The 22,245-nt window shown below is 59.7% G+C and carries 20 protein-coding genes; 14 read left to right on the top strand and 6 right to left on the bottom strand.

The window, feature by feature from the left end:
- The 9 genes from ACR0NJ_RS20080 to ACR0NJ_RS20040 all read left to right on the top strand — a co-directional run.
- The coding region (locus tag ACR0NJ_RS20080; RefSeq protein ID WP_480818865.1) for a Gfo/Idh/MocA family oxidoreductase at positions 1 to 656 on the top strand (656 nt) is incomplete at its 5' end.
- Positions 657 to 779: 123 nt separating this feature from the next.
- On the top strand, positions 780 to 1,721 hold the full coding sequence (locus ACR0NJ_RS20075) for a sugar ABC transporter substrate-binding protein (RefSeq protein ID WP_480818864.1): 942 nt from the start codon (positions 780 to 782) through the stop codon (positions 1,719 to 1,721).
- Between the two features lie 85 nt (positions 1,722 to 1,806).
- A complete protein-coding gene (locus tag ACR0NJ_RS20070; protein WP_480818863.1) occupies positions 1,807 to 2,931 on the top strand; it encodes an ABC transporter permease in 1,125 nt (374 codons plus the stop codon).
- A 1-nt stretch (position 2,932) separates the two neighbouring features.
- On the top strand, positions 2,933 to 3,751 hold the full coding sequence (locus tag ACR0NJ_RS20065) for an ATP-binding cassette domain-containing protein (RefSeq protein ID WP_480818862.1): 819 nt from the start codon (positions 2,933 to 2,935) through the stop codon (positions 3,749 to 3,751).
- Between the two features lie 78 nt (positions 3,752 to 3,829).
- A complete protein-coding gene (gene iolD / locus ACR0NJ_RS20060; protein ID WP_480818861.1) occupies positions 3,830 to 5,662 on the top strand; it encodes a 3D-(3,5/4)-trihydroxycyclohexane-1,2-dione acylhydrolase (decyclizing) in 1,833 nt (610 codons plus the stop codon).
- Positions 5,659 to 6,558 (top strand): myo-inosose-2 dehydratase, encoded by a 900-nt coding sequence (gene iolE, locus ACR0NJ_RS20055; protein WP_480818860.1) that lies wholly within the window; start codon positions 5,659 to 5,661, stop codon positions 6,556 to 6,558. The genes iolD and iolE overlap by 4 nt, the downstream gene beginning before the upstream one ends.
- Positions 6,559 to 6,594: 36 nt before the next feature.
- Positions 6,595 to 7,776: a phytanoyl-CoA dioxygenase family protein gene (locus tag ACR0NJ_RS20050; protein ID WP_480818859.1), complete on the top strand. Its 1,182-nt coding sequence runs from the start codon at positions 6,595 to 6,597 to the stop codon at positions 7,774 to 7,776.
- Between the two features lie 19 nt (positions 7,777 to 7,795).
- Positions 7,796 to 8,602: a 5-deoxy-glucuronate isomerase gene (gene iolB / locus ACR0NJ_RS20045; protein ID WP_480818858.1), complete on the top strand. Its 807-nt coding sequence runs from the start codon at positions 7,796 to 7,798 to the stop codon at positions 8,600 to 8,602.
- Positions 8,599 to 9,357, top strand: coding sequence for an SDR family NAD(P)-dependent oxidoreductase (locus tag ACR0NJ_RS20040; protein WP_480818857.1), 759 nt, complete (start codon positions 8,599 to 8,601; stop codon positions 9,355 to 9,357). Before iolB ends, ACR0NJ_RS20040 begins: the two co-directional genes overlap by 4 nt.
- A gap of 6 nt (positions 9,358 to 9,363) precedes the next feature.
- On the opposite strand, the gene ACR0NJ_RS20035 is transcribed toward ACR0NJ_RS20040, so the two are convergent.
- Genes ACR0NJ_RS20035 through iolC form a run of 3 tightly spaced genes read right to left on the bottom strand, consistent with a single transcriptional unit; the run spans position 9,364 to position 12,014 of the window.
- Positions 9,364 to 10,203, bottom strand: a complete 840-nt coding sequence (locus ACR0NJ_RS20035; RefSeq protein ID WP_480818856.1) for a class II fructose-bisphosphate aldolase — start codon at positions 10,201 to 10,203, stop codon at positions 9,364 to 9,366.
- A complete protein-coding gene (locus tag ACR0NJ_RS20030) occupies positions 10,200 to 11,036 on the bottom strand; it encodes a 5-deoxy-glucuronate isomerase (RefSeq protein ID WP_480818855.1) in 837 nt (278 codons plus the stop codon). The genes ACR0NJ_RS20035 and ACR0NJ_RS20030 overlap by 4 nt, the downstream gene beginning before the upstream one ends.
- 9 nt (positions 11,037 to 11,045) lie before the next feature.
- The gene (gene iolC / locus ACR0NJ_RS20025) at positions 11,046 to 12,014 is read right to left on the bottom strand and encodes a 5-dehydro-2-deoxygluconokinase (RefSeq protein WP_480818866.1); all 969 of its coding nucleotides are present in this window, start codon (positions 12,012 to 12,014) and stop codon (positions 11,046 to 11,048) included.
- 124 nt (positions 12,015 to 12,138) lie between these two features.
- Here iolC and ACR0NJ_RS20020 point away from each other — a divergent pair, with 124 nt between their 5' ends.
- Positions 12,139 to 13,242, top strand: coding sequence for a Gfo/Idh/MocA family protein (locus ACR0NJ_RS20020; protein ID WP_480818854.1), 1,104 nt, complete (start codon positions 12,139 to 12,141; stop codon positions 13,240 to 13,242).
- Positions 13,243 to 13,280: 38 nt separating this feature from the next.
- Positions 13,281 to 14,414, top strand: coding sequence for a Gfo/Idh/MocA family protein (locus tag ACR0NJ_RS20015; protein ID WP_480818853.1), 1,134 nt, complete (start codon positions 13,281 to 13,283; stop codon positions 14,412 to 14,414).
- Here ACR0NJ_RS20015 and ACR0NJ_RS20010 read toward each other — a convergent pair whose 3' ends face one another.
- On the bottom strand, positions 14,415 to 15,413 hold the full coding sequence (locus ACR0NJ_RS20010) for a LacI family DNA-binding transcriptional regulator (RefSeq protein WP_480818852.1): 999 nt from the start codon (positions 15,411 to 15,413) through the stop codon (positions 14,415 to 14,417).
- A gap of 581 nt (positions 15,414 to 15,994) precedes the next feature.
- On the opposite strand from ACR0NJ_RS20010, the gene ACR0NJ_RS20005 reads away from it, so the two are divergent.
- From ACR0NJ_RS20005 to ACR0NJ_RS19995, 3 genes are all read left to right on the top strand, one after another.
- Positions 15,995 to 16,573 (top strand): hypothetical protein, encoded by a 579-nt coding sequence (locus tag ACR0NJ_RS20005; RefSeq protein WP_480818851.1) that lies wholly within the window; start codon positions 15,995 to 15,997, stop codon positions 16,571 to 16,573.
- A complete protein-coding gene (locus ACR0NJ_RS20000; protein ID WP_480818850.1) occupies positions 16,530 to 17,681 on the top strand; it encodes a hypothetical protein in 1,152 nt (383 codons plus the stop codon). Before ACR0NJ_RS20005 ends, ACR0NJ_RS20000 begins: the two co-directional genes overlap by 44 nt.
- Before the next feature lie 304 nt (positions 17,682 to 17,985).
- Positions 17,986 to 19,110, top strand: a complete 1,125-nt coding sequence (locus ACR0NJ_RS19995; protein WP_480818849.1) for an ATP-dependent DNA helicase — start codon at positions 17,986 to 17,988, stop codon at positions 19,108 to 19,110.
- A gap of 133 nt (positions 19,111 to 19,243) precedes the next feature.
- On the opposite strand, the gene ACR0NJ_RS19990 is transcribed toward ACR0NJ_RS19995, so the two are convergent.
- Positions 19,244 to 20,128 carry a hypothetical protein gene (locus ACR0NJ_RS19990; RefSeq protein WP_480818848.1) on the bottom strand — a complete coding sequence of 295 codons (885 nt, stop codon included), beginning with the start codon at positions 20,126 to 20,128 and terminating at the stop codon, positions 19,244 to 19,246.
- On the bottom strand, positions 20,125 to 22,242 hold the full coding sequence (locus ACR0NJ_RS19985; protein ID WP_480818847.1) for an AAA family ATPase: 2,118 nt from the start codon (positions 22,240 to 22,242) through the stop codon (positions 20,125 to 20,127). The genes ACR0NJ_RS19990 and ACR0NJ_RS19985 overlap by 4 nt, the downstream gene beginning before the upstream one ends.
- Positions 22,243 to 22,245: the final 3 nt, after the last annotated feature.

The following is a 22,245-nucleotide window of genomic DNA, read 5'->3' as shown; positions in this document are numbered from 1 at the left end:
ACCGCCGGTTCGACCCCGGTTTTTCGGCGAACAAGACCGCTGCAGATGCGGGTGAGATCGGCAAGACCGAGTTGCTGTCGATCACCTCGTTCGATCCCGCGCCGCCACCGGTGAGCTATGTTAAAGTCTCTGGCGGTCTGTTCCGGGACATGATGATCCACGACTTTGATATGGCGAACTTTCTGATGGGCGATCTGCCGGAGACGGTTTCGGCCGTTGGAACCTCGGTCGTCGATCCCGAAATCGGTGCCGCCGGGGACGTGGATACGGCGGTGGCGACCATGACCTATGCGGATGGCCGGATCGCGGTGATCAAGAACTCGCGCCGTGCGGCCTATGGCTATGATCAGCGGGTTGAATTGCTGGGCTCAAAAGGGCTGTTGCAGGCGCAAAACGTGCTTGAAAACAACATTATCAAGGCGACGGCCGACGGGATTGTCGGGGCCAAGCCCACCTATTTTTTCCTCGAACGCTACATGCCCGCTTACAAAGCGGAATGGGCGGCCTTTGTGGACTGCGTCCGGTCCCAAACGGCGGTTCCGGTAACGCTGGAGGACGGCGTTGCAGCGCTTGCGATGGCCGAGGCCGCGACACGCTCGGCGCAGTCGGGTGTGCCGGTGCAGATGGCTGAAATTTTGAAACCGGTTGCAAAATGAGCAGATTTCTTCAAACTGAAGCCAGCTCCGCACAGGGTCGGAGCCGCAGAGATTCGGCAGTGCCGGATGATCGGGGCTGAGGCCCCGGCCAAAAGACAGACTGTTCTAATGGGAGGAATGGAAATGAAAACGTTCGTAAAAGGGGTGCTGATGGCCAGTGCCGTCGCCCTTGGCAGCGCAACTGGCGCTGTGGCGGAAGGCGAGAAGTACATTCTGGTCAGCCACGCGCCGGACAGCGACAGCTGGTGGAACACGATCAAGAACGGCATCGCCCTTGCGGGCGAGCAGATGGGTGTCGAGGTGGAATACCGCAACCCGCCCACCGGTGACCTTGCCGACATGGCGCGGATCATTGATCAGGCGGCGGCCTCGGGTCCCAACGGCATCATCACCACGCTGGCCGATCCGGACATTCTGGAAGGCCCGATCAAAGCGGCTGTGGATTCCGGCATCGACGTCATCATCATGAACACCGGCACGCCTGAAAAAGCGCGTGAGGTCGGGGCGCTGATGTATGTCGGTCAGCCCGAATACGATGCAGGTTTTGCCGCTGGTCAGCGCGCAAAGGGTGACGGCATCGGATCGTTCCTCTGCGTGAACCACTATATCGTGCAGCCGTCCAGTCAGGAGCGTTGCCAGGGCTTTGCCGACGGTCTGGGCGTTGACCTGGGCGAGCAGATGATCGACGCGGGTCAGGACCCGGCTGAGATCAAGAACCGGGTTCTGGCGTATCTGTCGGCCAATCCCGACACCGATGCGGTTCTGACGCTCGGCCCGACCTCGGCCGATCCGACGATTCTGGCGCTGCAGGAAAACGGCATGGCCGGTGACATCTATTTCGGCACCTTCGATCTGGGTGGTGAAATCGTCAAAGCCATCAAGGACGGCACCATCCAGTGGGGCATCGACCAGCAACCCTTCCTGCAGGCCTATCTGCCGGTTGTGGTGATGGCCAACTACCACCGCTATGGCGTTCTGCCGGGCAACAACATCAACTCGGGCCCCGGTTTCGTGACCGCAGACGGGCTGAGCAAAATCGAAGAGTTCGCGGGCGAATACCGCTGATCTTCACTCAAGGTACGGGCGGCATAGGCGCGCCCGTACCGGCCTTACGTTTCAAGACACAAGACCGCCGCGTGGGAGGACTATGATGGCTGAATCAGCGCAGACCACTGCTGCCAGTGACGAACGGATCAAGCAGATATCACCGCTGCGTCGGGCCCTGATCCGGCCCGAATTGGGCGGTATGGTGGGCACGGTTGCCGTTTTCACGTTCTTCCTGCTGTTCGCTTTCGACAGCGGCATGTTCACCGCGCAGGGCGTGATGAACTGGTCGGTCGTCTCGGCACAATTTATGATCATCGCCGTGGGCGCTTGCCTTCTGATGATCGCTGGCGAGTTCGACCTATCGGTCGGCTCGATGATCGGCTTTGCGGGCATGATGATCGCCATCTTCTCGGTCACCATGAGCTGGCCGGTTTGGATGGCCATCATGGTGACCTTTGTATTGTGCGTGGCCATCGGGGCGCTGAACGGGTTCATCGTGGTGCGCACGGGCCTGCCCAGTTTCATCGTCACGCTGGCCTTCCTGTTCATCCTGCGCGGCTTTACGATTTTCCTGCCGCAAACGATTGAGCGCAAAACCATCATCGGCGGTATCCGGGATGTGGCCGAAGGGGATTGGCTGGCCTCGGTCTTCGGCGGCAAGGTGTTTAAAGGCCTGTTCGTGTGGCTGGGCGATGCGGGCATTATAGAGACCTTCGAACGCGGCACGCGGGCTGGTCAGCCGGTTGTTGATGGCATCCCGATGCTGATCATCTGGGCCATTGCCATTATCATCTTCGGTCATGTTCTTTTGACCAAGACCAAGTTCGGAAACTGGATTTTCGCTGCGGGCGGTGACGCCGAAGCGGCCCGGAACTCGGGTGTTCCGGTGAACAAGGTCAAGATCCTGATGTTCATGTTCACTGCCTTCTGCGCCACGGTTTTCGCGACCTGTCAGGTGATGGAGTTCGGCTCGGCCGGGGCCGACCGGGGCCTGCTGAAAGAATTCGAGGCGATTATCGCCGTGGTTATCGGCGGCGCGCTGCTGACCGGCGGGTACGGCTCGGTTCTGGGCGCCGCTTTGGGCGCGCTGATCTTTGGTGTGGTGCAGCAGGGACTGTTCTTTGCAGGGGTTGAAAGCTCTCTGTTCCGGGTGTTCTTGGGCGTGATCCTACTGGGTGCCGTGATCCTGAACACCTATATCCGTCGCATCATCACAGGAGAACGCTGAGATGACTGAAGACAGCAAATTTCACCACGGCGACGCAGCCGCCGACAAGCCGATCATCCGCATGGTCGATATCCAGAAACATTTTGGCTCGGTCATCGCGCTGGCGGGGGTCAGTTTTGACCTGAAGCCCGGTGAATGCCACTGCCTGTTGGGGGACAATGGCGCGGGTAAGTCGACCTTTATCAAGACGATGTCCGGGGTGCATAAGCCAACCGCTGGTGAGATTTTCTTCGAAGACAAACCGATGCATTTCGAGGACCCGCGTGACGCCATCGCCGCCGGGATCGCAACGGTGCACCAGCATCTGGCGATGATCCCGCTGATGAGCGTCAGCCGCAATTTCTTCATGGGGAATGAGCCGACGCGCAAAGTGGCCGGGATCAACTTCTTCGACAAGAAGCTGGCTGATGAGATCACTATGGAAGAGATGCGCAAGATGGGCATAAACCTGCGCGGCCCCGATCAGGCGGTCGGTACCCTATCGGGTGGCGAACGTCAGACCGTCGCCATTGCCCGTGCGGTGCATTTCGGGGCCAAGATCCTGATCCTGGACGAACCGACCTCGGCCCTTGGGGTGCGGCAGACGGCGAACGTTCTGGCCACCATCGACAAGGTGCGCAGTCAGGGCGTGGGCGTGGTGTTCATCAGCCACAATGTGCGCCACGCTCTGGCCGTGGGCGACCGGTTCACGGTGCTCAACCGCGGCCAGACGCTGGGCACGGCTAAACGCGGAGAGATCACGCCCGAAGAACTGCAGGACCTTATGGCAGGCGGTCAGGAAATGGCCGAGTTGGAAGGGTCTCTGGGCGGTACGGTCTGACGCAAGCCGTCATACATATTGGCAAAACTGGAATTCAACGGATCGCCCCTAGGGGCCTTGTGTTGAAAGGAAACACGAATGAGCAAGACAATCCGACTGACGGCGGCGCAGGCACTGGTACGCTATCTGGGCGCGCAGATGAACGAGGCCGGAGAGCCCTATATCGCCGGTGTCTGGGCCATTTTCGGCCATGGCAATGTCGCCGGGCTGGGTGAGGCGCTGCATGCGGTAAAAGACAGCCTGCCCACCTATCGCGGCCATAACGAGCAGACGATGGCCCATTGCGCGATTGCCTATGCCAAGCAGATGCGGCGCACGCGGGCGATGGCGGTGACATCCTCGATCGGGCCAGGCGCGACCAATATGGTCACGGCGGCGGCGTTGGCGCATGTGAACCGTCTGCCGGTTCTGCTGCTGCCCGGCGATGTCTTCGCCACGCGTGGCCCTGACCCGGTTCTGCAACAGACCGAGGATTTCAGCGATGGCACCGTCAGCGCCAATGACTGTTTCCGCCCGGTCAGCCGTTACTTCGACCGCATCACCCGGCCCGAACATCTGCTGACGGCATTGCCGCGCGCCTTCCGCACCATGACCGACCCCGCCGATTGCGGGCCGGTGACGCTGGCCTTCTGTCAGGATGTGCAGGCCGAAGCCTATGACTATCCGGAAAGCTTCTTCGAGCCGCGCGTCTGGTATCAGCGCCGTATTCGCCCGGACGCGGGCGAACTGGCCCGCGCGGTTGCCGCAATTAAGGCCGCCAAGCGGCCCGTCATTGTGGCCGGCGGCGGGGTGCATTACTCGGGCGCGACCGATGCGCTGCAAAGCTTTGCCGAGACCCACAACATCCCCGTGACCGAGACACAGGCCGGCAAGTCGGCGCTGGCCTGGGATCATCCGCTGAACCTCGGCCCCGTGGGCGTGACCGGCGGTGAGCCCGCCAATGCGGTCTGCGCCGAGGCCGATCTGGTTCTTGGGATCGGCACCCGTCTGCAGGATTTTACCACCGGAAGCTGGGGTCTGTTCTCGAACCCGGAACGTGAGATGTTCTGCCTGAACACTTCGGCCTATGACGCCGAAAAACACGGCGCGATGCCGTTGCAGGCGGATGCGCGGGTGGGGCTGGAAGCGTTGGGCGAAGGGTTGCAGGGTTACCGGGCCGATCCGGTGTCTGACACGCTCAAATCCGATTGGTTCGGCAAGGTGGATACGCTTACGGACGCCCCCGGCGACGGCAACGCCCTGCCCACCGACATGCAGGTGGTCGGCGCGGTTCAGCGTGCCTCGCACAATGATACGGTCGTGATGTGTGCGGCAGGGACGATGCCGGGCGAGCTGCATAAGCTCTGGAAAGCGCCGCGCCCCGGCGCCTATCACATGGAATACGGCTTTAGCTGCATGGGGTACGAAATCGCCGGTGCGATGGGCATCAAGATGGCCGAGCCCGACCGCGACGTGATCTGCTTTACCGGCGACGGAACCTATATGATGGCGAACTCGGAAATTGCGACGGCGGCCATGATGTGCGTGTCCTTCACCGTCGTCATCACCGACAATCGCGGCTTTGGCTGCATCAACCGGCTGCAGATGGGCACCGGCGGGGCCGAGTTTAACAACCTGCTGGACCACGCCGTGCACGAAAACCCATCGGCCATTGATTTCGCGGCCCATGCGGCGGCGATGGGCGCGACCTCGGTCAAGGTCTCATCCATTGCCGAACTGGAGGACGTGCTGGCCAAACGGGCCGACATCAAGGGTCCATACGTTGTGGTCATCGACACCGATCCCTACCCCTCGACCGAATATGGCGGCACATGGTGGGAAGTCGCGGTGCCCGAGGTCAGCATCCGACCGGAAGTAAACGAAAAACGCGCCGCCTATGAGGTTGCGATCAAGGAGAGAAACGCGAAATGAGCGTGAAAATCGGGATCTCTCCGATCGCCTGGCAAAATGACGACCTGCCGGACTTGACGGCTGATTTCACCATGGAGCAGGCGCTGAAAGAGGCGCGCGAGATCGGCTATACCGGCGTCGAACGCGGCCAGCGGATGCCGGGCGACACCGAAGGGCTGCGCGCTTATCTGGACGCGAACGATATCGCGCTGTGCGGGGGATGGTGTTCCGGCGCCTCGCTGGTCAACGATTTCGCAACGGAACGCGAGGCCGTGCGTGCGCAGGTCGAACAGTTCGTAGCGCTGAACAGCCCGTGTATCGTCTATGCCGAATGCTCCAACACCGTGCAGGGCCAGATAGGCACCCCGGTGAACCATCGCCCCAAGCTGACAAAGGACGAGGTTCTGGCCTACGCAGCCAAGATCACGGAACTGGCGAAATGGATGGGGGATCAAGGCATGCCTATGGCCTACCACCACCACATGGGCACGATCATCGAAAGCGAGGATGACGTGAACTGGCTGATGGATGGGTCGGGCCCCGAGGTGAACTTGTGCTTTGACACCGGCCATTTGCTCTTTGGCGGAGGGGACGTGATGGCGACGTTGGATCGTTGGGGCGACCGCGTGCATCACGTGCATTTCAAAGATATTCGCCCCCATGTCGTGCAGGCAACGCGCGAGAAGGATCACAGCTTTCTCGATGCCGTTGTCGGCGGGGCGTTCACCGTGCCAAGCGATGGTTGCATCGATTTCCAGTCGGTGGCGAATGCGCTGAAAGCGATGGATTACGACGGCTGGATCGTCGTCGAAGCCGAGCAGGACCCGGCCAAGGCACCGCCCTATGAATACTCCAAGATGGGCTATGACCATATTGTCGAGGTTTGCACCGAAGCAGGGCTGCAGATCACGGCCTGAGCCAAAAACGCCCAAGCCACCAGAAGGATGCACATAATGGCGGACCAAGACCCCGAATATGTCGGTTTCTTCGACCGGGCGTCCTGTGATCTGGATGCGTTCAGGGCACTGACCGCTCAAACGCTTTCGGGGTCGGCTGTGCCGCTTGCGGCGTTCGTGGAAAAGAACGTCCCGGTCTATGACACGATCGCGCTGCGGCCCATGCTGGCGCAGGCAGACCAGCGGGCAGCATTGCTGGCGGAATGGGCATGGGTGCTCGGCAAATCCGCCGGGGTGATCGTCCTGCGGGGCGCTTACGAGGATACCTCGGTGATCGACCGCGCGACGGAGGTCTTTCGCCAGATCATCGACGAAGAACGCCAGGGCGGCGCGGGTGAGGGCGATCACTTTGCGGCCTCGGGCGCGAATGATAGGGTCTGGAATGCGTTGCAAAAGCAGTGCCTGCGTGATCCGGAAGGGTTTGCCCTCTACTTCGCCAACACCGCAGTCGCGGCGGCCTGTGAGGCATGGCTGGGGCCGAACTACCAGATGACCGCGCAGATCAATCAGGTGCGTCCCGGCGGCAAGGCCCAGCAGGCGCATCGCGATTATCATCTGGGCTTTCAAAGCGCCGACGGCGCGGCGCTGTATCCGGCCCACGCGCATCTGGTGACGGCCTCGCTGACCTTGCAGGGCGCGGTGGCCCATTGCGACATGCCGGTGGAAAGCGGCCCGACCAAGCTGCTACCATTCTCGCAACTCTACCCGCCGGGCTATCTGGCCTTCCACGACCCGGCGCATCAGGATCATTTCGAACAGAGCTGCATCCAACTGCCTCTGTCCAAGGGAGACGCCGTTTTCTTCAACCCCGCCCTGTTCCACGCCGCAGGCGAAAACAGCAGCGCAGATATTCACCGCATGGCGAACCTGCTGCAGATCTCCTCCGCCTTCGGTCGCGTCATGGAGGCTGTGGACCGCCGTGCAATGTCGCAAGCCGTTTTCCCGGCGCTGGTTGCGTTGAAGAAACGGGGCCAAATGACGGTGTCGGAACTGGATGCCGCCATCGCCGCAACGGCTGAAGGCTATCCTTTCCCGACCAATCTGGACACCGACCCGCCGATAGGTGGCAACGCGCCGGAAAGTCAGGCCGATATCCTGCGGCGCGCGGTTCGCGACGGGTGGGCCGAGGCGGACCTGGAAAAAGCGCTCTCGGCCCTGCAATCGCGGCAAGCCGCCTGAGGCGATCAAGGAGACTAAAATGGCAGACCTGCTCAGAAAACCTTTCGGCACCCATGGCAAGGTCCACGACATCACGCCTGCCAGCGCCGGGTGGCGCTATGTCGGGTTCGGACTATACCACCTGCGCGCCGGGGACCGGGTGGCCGAGATCACGGGCGAGCGCGAGGTCATTCTGGTCATGATCGAAGGCAAGGCGCAGATCACCGGTGCGGGGCAGGATTGGGGCGTGCTCGGCGACCGGATGAACGTGTTTGAAAAGACGCCACCGCATTGCCTGTACCTGCCGAACGGGTCGGACTGGGAGGCGGTGGCGGAAACCGATTGCGTGATCGCCGTGTGCTCGGCCCCGGGTAAAGGTGGCCACCCTCCGCGGCGGATCGGACCGGACGGGATCACCCTGACCGAACGCGGCAAAGGCGTAAACACGCGGTATATCAACAATATCGCCATGGAGAACGAGGACTACGCCGATAGCCTGCTGGTGACCGAGGTCTTCACCCCGAACGGCCATTGGTCATCCTATCCCAGTCATCGCCACGACGAGGACGATTTCCCCCGGATCACGTATCTTGAGGAAACCTATTACCACCGCCTCAACCCGGCCAAAGGGTTTGGCATCCAAAGGGTCTACACCGACGACGGTCAACTCGATGAGACGATGGCTGTCTCCGACGGCGATGTCGTCCTGGTCCCACGCGGTCATCACCCTTGCGGGGCCCCCTACGGATTTGAGATGTATTACCTGAACGTCATGGCCGGGCCTCTGCGGAAATGGCGGTTCGTTCCGGCCCCCGAGGTCGAATGGATTATGGAGCGTGATGCATGACCCCAAGCTTTGCCACCTATCCCAGCCTCAACGGCAAGACCGTTTTCATAACTGGTGGTGCCGGTGGCATCGGCGCGGAAACCGTGCGCGCCTTCGCGGCGCAGGGGGCCAAGGTTGGGTTTCTGGACATCAACGCTGACGCCGGGAAGGCGTTGCTGGCGGAACTGGACGGGGTGCACGCGTTCGCTCAATGCGACCTGCGCGATATCGAAGCGCTGCGTAGCGCGATGGGCGAGTTGGTGCGCCAACTCGGTGCAGCCCATGTTCTGGTCAATAATGCGGCGCATGACGACCGTCACGACTGGCGTGAGGTCACGCCAGACTATTGGGACGAGCGTATGGCGACGAATATCCGTCATGTGTTCTTTGCCATCCAATCGGTCGCACCCGCGATGATCGAGCGCGGCAGCGGGGCCATCGTCAACCTCGGCTCGAACTCCTGGTGGGAGGCAGGCGCAGGTTTCCCGGCCTACGCCACCGCCAAATCCGCCGTGCATGGCCTGACCCGCACCATGGCGCGCGAGTTGGGGGATCACCGTATCCGCGTAAACACAGTGGTGCCCGGCTGGATCATGACCGAGCGCCAGAAAGACCTGTGGGTCACGCCCGAGGCGCTGGCGAAGCAGGTCGACCGCCAATGTCTGCCCGATCCGATTGATCCGGTCTATGTGGCGCGGATGGTGGTGTTTCTGGCCTCGGACGATGCCGCCATGTGCAGTGCCGGGAACTTCATGGTCGAGGGCGGCTCGATCTAAGCTGCGCTATCTCTGCAGCGGAGCCCCAAAAGCGCGGATCACAACGCGCGCAGCGGCCTCGACCGGGTCCTGCGTTTCTTTCAGGATGCTCACGCGGTCGAACCGGTTGGGGTCACGGTTCACGGCCTCGCGCAGGGCGTGGCCGAAGGCCATGCGCAGCTCGGTGCCTATGTTGAACTTGCAGATCGAGGTTTGACGCGACAACCGGCTGCGTTGCTCGACCGGCACGCCCGAGCCGCCATGGATCACCAGCGGCACATCGGTCAGGGCGTCGATCTCGGCGATGCGCGCCTCGTCCAGACCGCCTTCTTTGTCCTGTTGCAAATGGACATTGCCGACCGAGATTGCCATTGCGTCCACGCCGCTATCGCGCGCGAACTGCGCAGCCTCGGACGGATCGGTGCCGTTCGACCCTTCGCCGCCGGAATAGCCGACAAAACCGATCTCACCTTCGCAGGAAATCCCCGCCGCATGAGCCATTTCCGCAATCGCGGCGGTTTCGTCGATATTCTGCTGAAGGGGCTTTCGCGATCCGTCGAACATCAGCGAGGTAAATCCGCTGTCTAATGCAATCCTGCATTCCTCAAACGTATACCCATGATCCAGATGCGCCACGACCGGGACCGAGGCCCCCTCGGCCAGATGGCGGAACATCTTGCCCAGAACGGGCAGCGGCGTGTGCTCGCGACAGCTTGGACCAGCCTGCAGGATCAGGGGCGCGTTTTCCGCCTCGGCTGCAGCCACATAGGCGCGCATATCCTCCCACCCCAGTGTGACCAGACCGCCCACGGCGTATCCATGTTCATAGGCCGGGGTCAGGACGTCTTTCAGCGTAACAAGGGTCATTTGAACTTGGCGATCATGTCTTTGATGCCCGGAATGGTCTCGATCTGATAGGCATGGGTGGGTTGGAAATACTGCACCAGCGAGCGCTGGCTCAAACCGCCGAGGATGGTGAAGTAGTACATCTCGTACCCCGGCAGCACGCAGCAGGGGTGATAGCCGGTGTCGATGCAGATCGTTGAGCCGTCGACGATGTGATAGGCATCGCCCGGCTCATTGTCTTCGCGTTGCAGCATCTGCAGGCCCGAGCCCCAGTTGGGTTTGAAGCGGAAATTATAGGTCTCGTCATGCCGGGTCTCATCCGGCAGGCGGTTGGTGTCGTGCTTGTGGCTGGGGAAACCCGACCAGCCGCCCTGACCAACCGTGAACAGCTCGCTGACCAGCAGGCGGCCCACCTTGTCGTGCTGTTTCTGGCCCAGGATATGCTTGATCTTGCGATGGGTCTTGGTGTCGTCGCTGCCATATTGCACAAGATCATGTTCGCGCACATCGAACGGGTCCAGCACTTTGTCGTATTTGGCCCCGGCGATGAACACCTCGGTCTCGTCTGACACGCAGACCATCTGCGCTTTGGCTCCGACGGGTACGTAAACCCCTTCGGGTTCGCCATCCCAGACATCCTCGCCCCGGTTGCCCAGCTTGGCGAAGGGCACGCCCTCGACATCCACATCGACGCTGCCGGTGGCGGGGACGATGCAGGTCTCGTATCCCGGCACTTGGTACTCAAAAGCCTCGCCCTTTTTCAGCTTGACGATGTTGAAGTAGTTCAGCGGCACCGTGGGATCGTCGGCATCGACGATGGGTTTGTTCTGATTGTCATAGGGCGCGATATGCATGGGTCTCTCCTATGTCGTCGGGCCGGGATGCGACGCCAGAAACGCGTCCAGTTCGGCGGTCGTTGGCATCGCGGGGGAACAGCCGGGTTTCGACACCACGATCGAGGCGCAGGCTGAGCCGCGCATCACCGCATCCGTCAGCGCATGCCCCGCCGCGATCGAAGCCAGAAGCCCGGCCATGAAACTGTCGCCTGCGCCTACCGGTTTGATGGCATCCACGGGGTAGATTCCGGTTCTGATCTCTTGCCCATCGGCCAGGGTCACAGCGCCTTTTTCGCCCATCTTGTAGATGACGACGCGCCCCGGCTTTCGGGCCAATTCTTGAGCCTTGGCAAAGCCCTTGTCGAGGCCCCCGGCCATGAAACCGAATTCTTCATCATTGCCGACGATCAGGTCGCTGGCTTCGCCCGCGCGCGACAGAACGTCCGCCGCCACTTCGGCAGATGGCCAGCTATAGGGGCGATAATCGATGTCGAAAATCACCGGCAACCCCGCCTTGCGGGCGTTGTCAAAAGCGCGGAACGTGGCGCTGCGCGAGGGTTCCGAGGCGAACACCGTTCCCGCTGAAAGGGCCGCTGTGAAGGCGGTGTAATTTACCCTGTCCATATCCTCTTCGGTGACCTGAAAATCGACGGCCCCGTTGCGGTAGATGACGTTCTGGAAGTTTTCCATCCGGCTTTCGTAGAACGCGAGCGACATGCGATATTCGCCGCCCAGAACCCGGATATAGGATGTATCGACGCCGTAGTGGCGCAACCGGTTCAGGCAGAACCGGCCCACCGCATCGTCCGAGACCGAGGTGATCAGCGACGCCTGACTACCCAGCTTTACCAGCCCGGCGCAGATATTGGCCGATGACCCGCCCAGATCGGCGTGGAACGTATCGGCATCCTCGCTTTTGACGTTGATCGGGTCGGCGAACAGGTCCATGCCCGCGCGCCCGAACACGGCGAACCGGTTTCCTTTGATACCGTCCATCAAAGCGCTCACGTCTTGTCCTCCGGCGAAGTGGGATCGGCAAAGTTTGGACCTTGCGTTGAATCGATTCACACGATACTGATTTTGCAACCGGTTGCAAATGATATGTTCGGAGCCGTGACAGATGCCTGAAATCGGAATTGGAATCGTGGGTGGCGGCTATATGGGCAAGGCGCACTCGGTCGCGATGGCGGCTGTGGGCGCAGTGTTCAACACGGCATTGCGACCCCGGCTTGAGGTGATCTGTGCTTCGACCCCCGAAAGCGCCGAACGTTACCGGGCCGCATACGGATTTCAGCGCGCAACCGACGACTGGCAGGTGCTGGTCAATGACCCCAAGGTCGAGGCCGTCGTGATCGCCTCACCCCAGTCCACTCATCGCCGGATCGCCGAGGCAGCACTTGCCTTGGGCAAACCGGTGCTGTGTGAAAAACCGCTTGGATCGTCGATGGAAGACGGGCAGGCGATGGTGGCCGCTGCCGAGACGGCCCAAGTGACCAATATGGTCGGGTTCAACTATGTGCGAACGCCTGCCACCCAGTATGCGCGCAAACTGATTGAAGACGGTGAAATCGGCGACATCACCTGGTTTCGCGGCGAACATACCGAAGATTTCTATGCCGACCCGCAGGCCCCCGCCACGTGGCGCACCACCGGGATGCCGAACGGCACGATGGGGGATTTGGCACCGCATATGATCAACGGCGCGCTGGCCCTGATCGGACCTATTGCCGAGGTTATGGCCGAGGTCGAAACCGTTCACCACACCCGCCCCGGCGGCACTGTGACCAATGATGACCATGCCCAGATCATGTGCCGGTTTCGAAACGGTGCGATGGGGAACATTTACGTCAGTCGCATCGCAACCGGGCGCAAGATGGGCTATGCCTATGAAATCTCGGGTACAAAAGGCGCGATCCGGTTCGATCAGGAGGATCAGAATGCCCTGTGGTTCTACCGCCATGACGGGCCGGAAGCCACCAGAGGGTTCACCAAGATCCTGACCGGCCCCGCCCACCCGGATTATGAGCCGTTCTGTCAGGGCCCCGGCCACGGCACCGGCTATCAGGATCAGATCATCATCGAGGCCAAGGATTTCCTGCAGGCAATTCATACCGGCGATGCGATCTGGCCGACCTTCCGCGACGGGCACGAGGTTAATCGCGTGGTGGCGGCAGCGCTGGCATCCTCGGACCAGCGGCAATGGAAAAACATCAGCGACTTCTGATCGCGAAACCTGCACATTTTGAGTGAGAGACAAAGACCATGGCAAAGCTGAGATGGGGCATGATCGGTGGGGGTGAAGGCAGCCAGATCGGGCCCGCCCACAGGTTGGGCGCACAGGCCGATGGGCTGTTCGACTTCTCCGCTGGCGCGCTGGATCACCGGCCCGAGCAGGGCCGCGAATATGCCCAGCGGCTGGGCATCGCCGCTGACCGCGCCTATGGCGACTGGAAAGAGATGCTGACCGGTGAAAAAGACCGCGCCGACCGCATTGATCTGGTGACAATCGCCACCCCCAACGCGACCCATTTTGAAATCTCGAAAGCCTTCCTCGAGGCCGGGTTCAACGTGCTGTGCGAAAAGCCGATGACCATGACGGTAGACGAGGGAGAAGAGATCGTCCGCGTCGCCGAAAAATCCGGCAAAATCTGCGCGGTGAACTACTGCTATTCGGCCTATCCGATGGTGCGTCAGGCCCGCGCGATGGTTCGCGCAGGCGAGATCGGCAAGGTGCGTCTGGTGGTGACCAATTTCAGTCATGGCCACCACGGGGATGCAACCGATGCCGACAACCCTCGCGTGCGTTGGCGCTATGATCCCGCGATGGCGGGCGTGTCCGGTCAGTTCGCTGATTGCGGCATTCACGCTTTACACATGGCCAGCTTTGTCTGCGATGATGAGGTCAAATCCCTGTCCGCTGACCTCGCCTCAACCATCCCCAGCCGCGAGTTGGAGGATGACGCCCTGATCAGCTTCCGCATGGAAGGCGGAACGGTCGGGCGGCTGTGGACATCCTCGGTCGCAATCGGGCGGCAGCACGGGTTCGACATTCAGGTCTTTGGCGAGACGGGCGGGTTGCTCTGGGCATCGGAACAGCCAAACCAGTTGATCTACACGCCGGTCGGCGGGCGCACCCAGATCATCGAAAAAGGCGAAGGCGGCCTGCATGACGAGGTGCAGCGCCTGTCCCGCGTGGCCATCGCACACCCCGAGGGGTTCCCGCTGGCAGTGGCCAATATCTACTGCGATCTGGCGGATGCGATCCAAGGAGAATTCCGCGACGGTCTGCCGGGCGCGGCGGACGGGGTCCGGTCAATTGCAGCTGTGCATGCGGCTGTTGCTTCGGGCAAAGCCGATGGCGCGTGGCAGGACGCCCGCCCACCGATGTTCAGATAATCAGGGGCGGGGTCGTAACGTGCCCCGCTCGATCACCCGGCAGGGGAAAATCCGGGCCTCGGGGTAGCGCTGGGGCTCTTTCAACATCTCCTCGACCAGATCGACGGATGAGGTGATGATCTGCTTGATCGGCTGGTGAATGGTGGTCAGATCGACGCTTTCCCAGCGCGACATCTCCATATCGTTCAGGCCGATGATGCCAATGTCCTGACAGGGGGTCAGGCCGTGATCCTTCAGGGCAGATAAAGCGCCGATCGACAGGATATCATCACCGCAAAAATAGGCCTCTGCCGGAGTGTCACGCAGCAGACGCAGCATCTCGACCCGCCCGGCCTCGAACGAATAGGCCCCGGCGAAGCAATGCGTGGCTTCAACATCGGGATGATCCGCAAGTTCCTCCATAAATCCACGATGCCGGTCCAATGCCGAGGTCGCATCCTGCGGTCCCCCCAGATATCCGACACGGCGATACCCGCGCGCCACCAGTTCCCGCGCGGCCATGCGCCCGCATTCCACGTTGTCGATCCCCACCACATGCACCTCGGGCGAGGTGGCCGACCGCCCGAAGGTATGCACCACCGGCACACCTGCATCGTGAAACGCCTTGGCAAAGCTGGGCGGCAGGGTTGATGAGGCAACGATGGCCGCATCGACCGAGTACTGCCGCAGCATGCGCACCGAATTGGCGGGTTCGGTCTCATCCGTCAGGTTGACGATCAGAGGCCGCAGCCCCCGTTCCTGCAACGCACGGGTGAACTGGTCGAACACCTCAAGGAAAATCGGGTTGTGAAAGTTGTTCGAAATCAGCCCGATCAGCTTGGTTCGCCCGGTTGTCAGCGACGAGGCCAGTGCATTCGGACTATACCCCAACTCCCGCGCGGCTTTTTCCACCTTGCTGCGTGTCTTGGCCGATACCGACGCGCCCTCGGTAAACGTCCGCGACACAGCCGAGCGCGAAACGCCCGCAAGCGCCGCGACGTCTTTCAATGTCACGCTCATCGTTGGTGTCCCCGATGCGGACCGGGCAGAAGGGTCGAGGGTGTTTCCATAGCTGGGGTATTATGCACTACCGCACCAGCGTTGCAACCGGTTGCAATCGACGGTGTTGCGCTCAGTAAAAACTGTGATTTGTCGGCAGGTAGGAATGGTGGGTGATGAGAGACTCGAACTCCCGAAAAATCATTGTAAAGCAATGGGTTATAAAGCTTATTGTAACCGTGTAACCGACTTTAGAATGGTCCAAATTACCAAGCGTAAGCCTAGCCATCCAACAGTCCCTTGTTCCGGGTCAGAGCGCGACATTTAATCTCCATCCCGATCATCTGTACGTACGCGTTTCCCGCGAAGATCAAACTATCGTCTTTGTTCGTTTCAGTAGATGGTCGATCTCTGAAGGCGACCTAAGAGTTGTTCTGCAAATGGGTCCCAAGCCACCAATTCGACATTTGGATATGCCCCAGAATTGAGGCAATAAAAAAAATTTCGCAAAAAGACGCAAGTCGAAAGCCGCAGCGCTATAGTGAAAGAAGGCGATCAAAAATGGATCGCCCATGTAACTCCACAGTTTAAAGGAATCCTGTATGGACGCCGCACCCAACCGCCTTGGCGGAACAATAGACGTTGGCAAACTGACGGCACCTAACATCAATCTCAGCAAGAACATCTCTGGAGAAAATCACGATTTCGTCGACAAGGGCACAGTGTTTTTCTTGCTGAAGACTATGGCCGATGAGCTTAATGGCGACAAGGACGCACCGGAGCTTGTCAGTTGCCTTCTGGGTATGACGAATGAGTTGCTCCAGATGCTTGAGCACCAGGAGTTAACTCATATAACGCCCACAAACATCGACGGAACAGGACCGGTTACCGAAACCCCGTTGGTTCCTCCGCGGATTCCGCCTTTGCCTCCGCTTGCCGCACTGCGCCAGCTTTCTCGTGACGATCAGGTTCGCTTTCTCGATAAGCGTGCCAGTGATCTCATGCGCGAAATCGAAGGTCTGCGTTTAGGTTACTATGAGGCACCGGATTACCGCCAGGGTTATCGGATGATCGAGCAGGCCCGTCGCCGGTATCGCAAGTTGCGCGACACCGCCATGAAACTTGGTCACTGGACTGATGGAAGCTGGAACGCAGGTTCAGAAGAGACCCACCTCGTCTGATCTGGCGCTAACCACTTCCCAGCCAACTCAAGCACAAAAACAAGACCGGGAATTCGATCTCAAGGTCGGTCCCGGCTCGAACGAGATATGTCAAATGACAATGGATGAACATAAACTAAGGTTGAACAAGCTTCACCGCATGCTGAAGCTGATACCCACGAAATACCGTGCACTCGAAACGGAAGTGATGCCCACCAAATGGCCGGAGTATCGTTTTCTGACCCCCATGGATGCCACGAAACAGTTCCATCGTGATTATATCGAGGCATACAAAAATTACTATCGCGAGAATATCGATGTGATCGCTGCATCCGACATTAAGATCGGTTTTAAGCTGAACTATTTCAAACGGAGCTCCGACTTAACCCAACTCAACAATGCACGCCTGAAAGCCGATCGGATCGGATTGCCGTATTCTGCCTACTTGGAGTTCGCTTTCAAGTTCGCGGCGGCGCGCAAACGCAAATATCCCCCGCAGCCTAACCAGCTATGGTCTAACGAGAAAACGTACGATGCCTGGTTGACCAAGATTGTGGAGTTCTGGACGGACGATCGCCATTGCCTGGAATTGAACCGGATGAAGGACATGCCCCAGTACGCATATTTTTCCCACCAGGGCCTTCCGGCGCAGCGTCAATTTCGTAAAGAAATGCTCAATTTGGTCAGTCGCGGCGCATATTCAATGGACGGGTTTGTTGCCAAGTACGTGGTCGAGCGCCAGTATTTCCGTGTCGTTGATTGTAACTTCCTTGGGGAAAAGGCCGTCGAAAGTGCTGAACGCAAAGCACGGGTAGACGTAGCCAACGGCTTTCTGAAGTCTGCGGAGATCAAAAAGCCTCAAAGCGAAGAATTGTATCAGAGCTGTTTTGGTGTGCCCGGGGTGGTCACGTCTGACAATCCTATTTGCTCGTCCTGTCCGCAACGTGGAGAATGTGAATTGGCGCGTGAGGCTGTCATCTCAAAAACCCTATCAGAAACGGGCTTTGCTGATCCGATTGCCGAGGCCGATAGGCGGGCAAACCGGAGGCGCGTGAACGAATATCGCGCCCGCCAGCGTGCGTCGAGATCTCAGACCAACGCTGCACCGAAGTTGGAGGTTGCCGTGTAATGGCTCCCTTGAGTCAGAAATAGTGTAAGAGAGAAGAAGTTAAATATTAGGGGAGCGTTACACCCTCCGGAGATCAAGAAACCCCTCCGGGTATGTAATGCCCCCCTATTTAAGTACTTTCTCCGGAACATCCCTCCTGAAGTTTAATCTGACACAAGGGGGGCATTACACCCACTTTCCTATGAACGTAGAGCCGACCATCAATCCTTTGGTTGGTTAGCTCCTAAGACCCCCAAGAAACGGTCCACCAGCCTTGCCCGTTGACCGGAATTCTCAACCCCAAACCTGCAGAAGACCTAACCACATGAATGCTATCAATTTCACTATGTCCGACCAACAGCTCGCGGCGCTTGACTGCGTTGGCTCCTGGTTGAAAAACGATGCCAAGACAGATAAGATTTTCCGGCTCTTCGGATACGCCGGCACCGGCAAGACGACAATCGCACGACATCTGGCCAGCGGCTTGAATGGAGGGGTTGTTTACGCGGCCTTCACTGGCAAAGCGGCTATGATGATGCAGCGCAACGGCTGTGAAGGTGCTTCCACCATCCACACTCTGATCTACAAGGTTGTGCAGGAACCGGATGGTAAATTCAGTTTCCACCTCGATCCGGATAGTGCAGCAGCGGATGCAGACTTGATAGTGCTCGATGAGTGCTCAATGGTTGATGTAAACTTAGCGCGTGACCTTATGTCATTCGGAACTCCTATCCTCGCACTTGGTGATCCTGAGCAGCTGCCGCCGGTGGCCGGCGAGGGTTATTTCACCAACGCCAAACCTGACGCCATGCTGACCGAAATCCACCGTCAGGCCAAGGACAGCCCGGTCTTACGGCTGGCGACAGACATTCGTGAAGGGAAACCGTTAAAATACGGTGCTTATTGCAACAGCCGTGTGGTCCCGGACGGGAGTCTTGAGATCGATGAGATATTGGATGCGGACCAGCTCCTTGCCGGTAGGAACGTCACTCGTTCCCACTACAACGAAGAAATCCGCAGGGCCTTGGGACGCACCAGTGACCTGCCTGAGATTGGCGACCGCCTTGTGTGTCAGCACAATGACCATAGCCTTGGCATCGTCAATGGAGGCATGTTTACGGTCGTCTCTGAGCCGAAGAAGTCCCGGTTTTCGGGGGCTTTGGCGTTGGAACTAAAATCATGCGACTTCCTAGATCATGAAAACTACCGCGTGCGTGTGCATCCGGAGTTTTTTACTGATGACGAAAAAAAGTTGGCGAACAAGGAACTAAAAATTTCCCAGCAGTTTAAGTACGGCTACGCGTTGACAGTTCACAAAGCCCAGGGCAGCCAGTGGGGCCATGTGATCATAGAGGACGAAAGTCACATCTTCGATAAATATGCGAGGAATTGGCTCTATACCGCTGTTACACGGGCTTCTGAAAGCGTGACGCTGGTTACACGCCTTTAGAAGCATTTTCATACGAGAGGCATCATTGGGCAAACACTTTCTGCTCAATGATGTTGCTCCCTTACAGGAGCCACCCACACAGACCATTCGCTGTGCGAGGGAATTTCGTGACTGGCCGAGCACACAGAACTGGCTAACCGGCCCCGTTATCGTGCTCCACAAGCGCTTCCAGATCAGACCAGCTCATGTTGAGCGTCTTGGTGAAGAATATCCGGGTCATACCAGGGAAATCGGGCCAGTCGAGAGAACCCTTCTCAAATATCGTAAGGGCGTTGCTGCGAAGATGCGCCGGGCTGATGCCCGGAGATGCCATTTCGCTGATCAACCGTGCAAGTTGGTGAAGCTTGCGCCGCCGCTTGTCGACGAGCGAGGCGCGCCAGAGCCCCGCCGTTTCGATCGTCGCTACTCCTTTCGGTGTGAGGCCGTGGATCATTCCGTCGAGGTCGTAGGACAGGTGATCTGCCGGATCGTCTGGGCCGAACGGGTGCAACAGTAGCAAGTCCTCGTTGCTGCCCTTCGAGGGCCGGGGACGCGTCATCGGATCGCCCGCCACCGGGAAGTACTCCGCCTTCCAGCGCTGGTTGCAGATCTCGCAGGCGAGCAGGTAGTTTTCCCACGCGTAGGCCTCCCACCAGTAAGCGGTCCCGATTTCGCGCAGGAAATTGCGCCCCTCGATATTGGCGAGGTGTTCCCTCTCGACCCCCTGGTTGTCCGGATCGAGGATGCGCAAACGCCCCTTTGGCCGGTAATGCTCCACATCGCCGTTCTGTGTCCCGACGGCGGGCATCTCGCAATAGCCGCAACGCCCGTGCTGGATCGCTGCGAAGGCACCTTTATAGCGCGTCCAGTGATCGCTGCTCTTGCCGAGCACTTTTTTAGGAAACGTGATGCGATCTTCGTCAGCTGCGAAGCCCGGCGTTGCCGCCGTGTAGATGCGGTCGATTTCTGCCCGCGCGTCGTTGATCGACTGGTCGGCCCTGAACGCCGTGTCGTCCGGCCGGGCGGGATAGCGGATCACTCCTCTGCCTCATCTTTGTTGAACGCAGCTCGAAGCCGCGCCTGAAGCGCGTTGGTGTCGATGCTTTCGATCTCGCCGATCCCAACTTTGCCCCGGGCGACATCGGCCAGTGTCTCGACCTCGGCGTCGCTGCCCGAGAAGCCGGGCAACCGCGCGCGCAGTGTCCGGCGCGTCTCGTCCATGCGGTCTCTATCCGCGGCGGGCATCTCTTCGCCACGGACGCGCAGGGTGTCCTCCTTCAGACTGAGCGCGCTCAGCGTGTTGATCATCTCGTCGGTATCCGCATCGTACGTCGTGCCCAAGCCGAACCATCCGCCGGTGAGGATATCGTCCACGTCTAGCCCGGGGCGGATGTCGAGCGGCAGGGTCTCGACATTGTCGCCCTCGGCGTTCAGGCGGAAAAGATAGCTCTCGTTTCGCTCGAACCCGCGGAGACAGAGCGGGTCGTGGGTGGTCACGATGAAGCGGACCCTCGGGAAAAGCTCGCGCAGCTTCGAGACGATCTGGATCTTCCAGCGCGGATGCAGATGAAGCTCTATCTCATCGAGCAGCACCGTGCCTTCGGCTTCGGACATGATGGGTGTGTCCGGCGCAAGGTGCTTCATGATGTGCGCTGTGAGTCCGATCACCGAACGGAACCCGTCGGACATCTGGCCGAGGCTCTGGCGGCTGTCGCCCCGGCGGAAACGGATCTTGCCTTTGCGGCGGCTGACCTCCGTCCCGACGGGAAGCCCGATGAGGTATTTCAGATTGTCGGCAAAGGTCGCGAAATCCCGCGACGAGACGAAGTCGGTATCGCAAAGCCACTCTTCTGCGTCGACGAGCGGCAGGACCGGGTCGAAGAGATTGTCTACGGCCCCTGCTTCCGGCAGTGAATGCGCCGAGCGCTTGCGCCCCGTGATGCGGCTTGCCCCGAGCGCAATGACGGGCATGCGGATCTCGGGGCCTTCGAAGGTGAAGGTGATGGTGTTCCGGCCGAACACCAGCCGTCGGATGGTGCCGTCGGACAACTCGACCTCGACGAGCCCCTTGCGGCGGCGGGTGTTGCGGTTGAATATCTCGCGGGCGTCGGGGACGAGATTTCGCGCGGTGTCCTCGTCGGTCAGCGCGAGCGTTATCGCCTTAAGGAAGCTTGACTTGCCCACGCCGTTCTCGCCCACGATGCCGAGCCAGGGCTCTCGGTCCGAGACTGGCTCGGGGAGCGCGATTTCGATGTCCGAGAAAAGGCCGAAATCCTCCATCCGTACCCGACTGACCCAGCGGGTCTCGAAGGCTTCCGGTGTGATCAGTGGTGTCTCGAAGCGGAGTGACGCCACGTTCCCAGTCAGCGGCGGCGGAGTTGGAGTGGAATTCCGGACCTCGATCATCTGGTTGAGAATGATCCTGGTTGCGCCGCTGATTCTAAGAGGGCCTTGCTCGGCTCTCGTGATGATCTCGGATTTCTCTGCTTCCGTTTCGACCCTGATTGGTCCTCGGTCTTCGAAGTCGTTTGCATCGTTAAGAATGCGCCAGGAGCCGGCCCGACGATCCGCAAGTTCCTTTCGATTCAGTTGATAAACTTCGATCGTCACATTACCCCTGCGTGAGAGCGGCACGAAAAGGCCGTTCCGTGCAATTGTCAGGTGTTCTTCCGGAATGTCGTCGAAGGGATTGAGGATAAGTGGCTTTTCCGAGGCCAGCGAGTCGCCGGTCGCGCCCTCTTGCGCCCTGCGCGCCGCAACCGGAAAGAGACTTCGCTTGTAGCGGTTGCAAAGCGGGCAGAGAAGCTGGAAGTTTTCCCATTCGTAAATCAGCCACCAATAGTGGCGCGGATGGCTGCGGTCCTTGCGATTAGAGCCCGCAAACTGGTTCGGGCGGTAGTGATCGAGGTGGTCAGCGGCGACCGAGAACAACGGGCTTTCGCAAACCGAACAAAAAGCGCCTGTTTGGTCAAGAAACGCATTGTAGATCTTCCGGCGGGTGGCCGTGTTGGTGAAGAGACTGAGCGTATTCAAGAAACTCGCTTGAACCCCACGCCGCTCGACCGTGCTCATCATGTTTCTGAGTTGTTGCTCTCCCTTTTCCCGGAACTCGGGATACCAGTCCGGCAAAGGGGGGCGCTCTAGCCGTTTCATCCG

It is taken from the genome of Ruegeria sp. F11, assembly GCF_056533855.1.
The sequence above is the reverse complement of the archived record's forward strand: the minus strand, read 5'-3'. Positions and strand labels throughout refer to the sequence as shown.